Source organism: Corallococcus sp. AB045 (assembly GCF_003668895.1).
GTDB classification, from domain to species: Bacteria; Myxococcota; Myxococcia; order Myxococcales; family Myxococcaceae; genus Corallococcus; species Corallococcus coralloides.
The window spans coordinates 1-3,802 of sequence record NZ_RAWN01000368.1 but is presented as its reverse complement, the minus strand read 5'-3'; the positions used below and the strand labels follow the sequence as shown (position 1 = coordinate 3,802).

Here is a 3,802-nt window from a genome sequence, read left to right as displayed (position 1 = left end):
GCTGTTGGGCGGGTTGGGAACGTGGGCTTGGCGCGCGGGTGGCTCCAGGACTCCGACGGTGGCCAACGGGCTGGAGTCGGCGCTCGCGCCGGATTTGGAGGCAATGGTGCGGACCGCCGTGCCAGTTGCTCCTGATGCGGGCTCGCCTGCCACGTCGGAGGACTTTGCCGCGCTCGCGCCCGGTGCCGACTCCACTGCGACAATGGCGGCCTCGGCCTCGGCACCGCCCGGCGCTGGCCTGCCTGCCACAAGCGAGGACTCCGCCGCGCCCGTGGCCGTCGCCCGCCTTGATTCAGCGCAAAGACCTTCGCGTCCCTTGCATCAGGCGGCGGCCGGTACGCCGGTCCGGGCCGCGCGTCCGGACGCTCCGGGCAGGTCGCCTCGGGCCGCGCCAGCGCCGCTGGCCCGCCCCGCCCAGGACTCTCCGCAACGGCCCGTGTCCCCGGAGCCCACCGGCACGGAGCTGCCGGTTCGCGTGCCGGATGCCCAGGACTTCGCGACGCTCACGGTGGTGACACGCCCCTGGGCCGAGGTGTTCGTGGACGGTCAGAGCCGGGGCTACACCCCTCGGCTGCGCGAGCTGCGGCTGTCTCCCGGCACGCACCGGCTCCGCTTCGCCAACCCCTTGTGCGAGCCCGTCGAGGAAGTGCTCGAAGTGGCTGCCGGCGCAGCCGTCTCGCGCGAAGTCTCCCTCCGGGTGCGTGACGCGGAGGTCACCATCGTCGCGCCCGCGGCGTCCCGCGTCTTCGTCGACGGCGTGGAGGTGGGCGTGGCTCCGCTGCGTGAACCCTTGAAGCTCTCGCACGGAGGACACCTCCTGTCCGCCCGCGACCCGGGAGGCAACGTGCTGAGGCAATCGCTCGACGCGGTGGCGGGGTCCCGCACCACGGTCGTGCTGGGGTCCGCTCCATGAAGACCGCCATCGTCGCCCTGCTGCTCGCGGCGTCCTCCCCGCTGGGCCCCGCTCGTGAGGCCTACCAGTCCGGCGACCTGCCTCGCGCCCGGACCGAGCTGGAGGCCCTGCTCCAGCCCTCGCGGCTCTCCCATCCTCAAGAGGAGGCCGAAGCCCACCTGCTGCTCGCGGCGACGCTCCACGCCCAGGAAGACGTGCCCCGCGCGGAGCACGAAGCCGTGGAAGGGCTCGCGCTCGACCCCGACGCGAAGCTGGACCCCCTGGTGTATCCTCCGGACTTCATCGCCTTCATCGAACGGGTGCGCGCGCGGTGGCAGGACCGCATCGACCCGCGCGCCGCCCGACTCCGGCCGCCCGTGCTCCTGCCCGGGACCGCGTCCTCCACCGCCGCTCCCGTCCTCGTCGAGCCCCGCCCGGCCTCGCAAGGCTGGTACCTGGTGCCGTTCGGCGTGGGGCACTTCGTGCACGGCCAACGCTCCAAGGGCACCGTGCTCGCGGTAGGGCAGGGCACGGCGTTCGCCGTGTCCGCGGTCTCCCTGGGCGTGGCCCTGTCCCTGCGCGGCTCGGACGGCCGCTACTCGGCCCAGGACGCGCCCACGGCCCGGGCCTTCAACGTCTCCTATCTCGTGGGGGCCTACGCCTTCGCGGCGCTCTATGCCTACGGCGTGCTGGATGGCCTGCTGTCCTCGCCCCCTCCGCCCACGGGACGCGGGCCTGGGTGAGCGCCTCGGCGCACTGACGCGGCGGCCTGCTCCGGTGTAAACGGGGCGGATGAACGACGTGAACCTGGTGGAGATCGCCCGGCGGTTCGAATGCAAGCAGGCCACCTCCGCGGTGGCGCTTTCGACGGCCTCCGGGCCGCTCGCGGACGGCTGGATGGCGTTCGGCGGCGTGGGGTCCTACATCAACAAGTCGTGCGGCTACGGCTTCGAGCGCGACCTCACGGACGCGGAGCTGGACGCGCTGGTGGACTTCTTCGCGTCGCGTGGCGTGGAGCCCAAGGCGGAGCTGAGCCCCTTCGCGCCCCAGGCCCTGCTGAAGGGGCTGGCGGCCCGGGGCTTCGTGCTGCGCGAGTTCGAAACCGTGCTGTACCGGCCGCTGCAAGCCGGGGAGGACCTGTCGCGGCTGGCCCGGGGCGCTCCCGCCGGGCTGCGCGTCGAGCGGGTGGATCCGTCCGACGACGCGGCGGTGCGCAGGTTCGTGGAGGTCGCCGGCAGCGGCTTCGTCCCGGAAGGCGAGTCGATGCCGGCGGTCTTCCTGGAGATGGGATTGAAGGCGGCGCGCAACCCCGCCTCGGACTCGTACGTGGCGTGGCTCGACGGCGTGGCGGTGGGGGCCGGCAGCTGCGAGGTGAGCGACGGGCTCACCTCGCTGTTCGGCACGTCGGTGCTGCCCGCGTACCGGCGGCTCGGCGTGCAGCAGGCGCTGATCGTCGCGCGGCTGGCGCGGGGGCTGGAGAAGGGCAGTGACCTGGCGGCCATCATGTCCTCGCCCGGCATCCCCACGGAGCGCAACGCCATGCGCCTGGGCTTCCTCATGGCCTACTCCCGCGCCGTGCTGGTGAAGCCCGGCGCGGGGCTGGAGCCGTCGCCCTGAACGTCAGGGGCTACGGCTGCGGCAGGGTGTACGCGAGGGGCAGCAGGGCGCCGTTCTTGTTGAACGGGTTGTAGCTGCCCTGCGGGCCCACCCAGCCGCAGCCTCCGTAGCCGCGCATCTCCACCACCTGGAAGTGGTCATAGAAGGCCCACCACGAGGACTCGCTCGAAGGGCCGGCCCGGCCGATGTTGCCGACGGGCACGGAGAACGGCGTGCCTCGCAGGTCCACGTTGGCCAGGCCCGTGCGGCTGCACCCCATGGCCGCCGCGTAGGTCATGGCCGTCACGAGCTCCTTGTTGACGTGCATGAGGGAGCCGCTGGACGTCGAGAAGGTGTGGTCCCCGGTGTCCACGGCGAGGGTGATGGGGTTCAGCCTGACGCGCGTGAACCGGGTCCGCACGTCGGTGCCCGGCGAGTTCCCTCCCGCCGTGTACTGCGAGTAGTTGGCGCCCTCCTCCGTGTGCACCAGGGGGAGGTACTCCCTGGGCGTGCCGGCCATGTCCTGGCACCAGGCCGTCCAGCGCTTCAGCGGGTCCTTGTTCACGAACAGCGCGTACTCGCCGTCCGGCGCACCGGGGCGGGCCGCCTTGAGCTCCTGGCACGTCGCGGGGAGATCCTCGCCGCGGTAGTGGAGCTGGAGCAGGCCGCCCTGCTGGTTGAAGGGGTTGTAGCTGCCCTGCGGGCCCACCCAGCCGCAGAAGCCGTTACCGGACAGCGTGACGACCTGGCCGTCCTCGCTGGAGATGGCGGCGCCGGTCGCGTTCGCGCCGGCCACGCCGAACGACTCCGCCTCCACCGTGAACGGAGTGCCCCGGAGGTCGATGTTGCCCTGGCCCTGGCCGCCGTTGCACGCCATGGCCACGCCGTAGGGCATCGCGGTGACGGTGTCCGGCGAGTGCGTCAGCTCGCCCGTGGAGGTGGCGAAGGTCTGGTCCCCCGTGACCACGCGCAGGGTCACCGGGTCGATACGCAGCCGGGTGAAGTGGGTGCGCACGTCGGTGCCGGGGGAGGCGCCGCCGGCCGTGTACTGCGAGAAGTTGGAGTCGGCATCCGTGCGCGTGAGCGTGAGGTACTCGGTGGGCGTGCCGGCCATGTCGTGGCAGTACGCGGTCCAGGACGCGCCGGTGTCACCCGCCACGTACAGCACGTAGTCGCCGTCCGGCGCTCCGGGTTGGGCGGCGCGGATCTCCAGGCAGCGGGAGGGCCGCGAGGTGAGGGGCTGGGGGCGCTCCGCCAGGGTGCTGGGGCTGGCGCTGTCGCTGGCGCCACAGCCGGCGGCGGCGAGCGCCAGGA

4 protein-coding genes are annotated in these 3,802 nt (G+C 72.9%); 3 read left to right on the top strand and 1 reads right to left on the bottom strand.

From position 1 onward, the window contains the following. Nucleotides 1-436 precede the first annotated feature (436 nt). From D7Y21_RS40575 to D7Y21_RS40565, 3 genes are read left to right on the top strand one after another with little or no spacing between them, the layout of a single operon-like run. On the top strand, nt 437-913 hold the full coding sequence (locus D7Y21_RS40575) for a hypothetical protein (RefSeq protein ID WP_121718565.1): 477 nt from the start codon (nt 437-439) through the stop codon (nt 911-913). Beyond that, the gene (locus D7Y21_RS40570; RefSeq protein ID WP_121718564.1) at nt 910-1,635 is read left to right on the top strand and encodes a hypothetical protein; all 726 of its coding nucleotides are present in this window, start codon (nt 910-912) and stop codon (nt 1,633-1,635) included. Before D7Y21_RS40575 ends, D7Y21_RS40570 begins: the two co-directional genes overlap by 4 nt. Before the next feature lie 49 nt (nt 1,636-1,684). Beyond that, nucleotides 1,685-2,509 (top strand): GNAT family N-acetyltransferase, encoded by an 825-nt coding sequence (locus tag D7Y21_RS40565; protein WP_121718563.1) that lies wholly within the window; start codon nt 1,685-1,687, stop codon nt 2,507-2,509. A gap of 10 nt (nt 2,510-2,519) precedes the next feature. On the opposite strand, the gene D7Y21_RS40560 is transcribed toward D7Y21_RS40565, so the two are convergent. Continuing rightward, nucleotides 2,520-3,802, bottom strand: a 1,283-nt coding sequence (locus tag D7Y21_RS40560) for a GON domain-containing protein (RefSeq protein WP_121718562.1), incomplete at its 5' end; no start/stop codon positions are given.

Excerpts from the sequence above, each read along its gene's own strand:
- D7Y21_RS40570 (WP_121718564.1), top strand. The coding sequence starts at position 910 with ATGAAGACCGCCATCGTCGCCCTGCTGCTCGCGGCGTCCTCCCCGCTG.
- D7Y21_RS40565 (WP_121718563.1), top strand. The coding sequence starts at position 1,685 with ATGAACGACGTGAACCTGGTGGAGATCGCCCGGCGGTTCGAATGCAAG.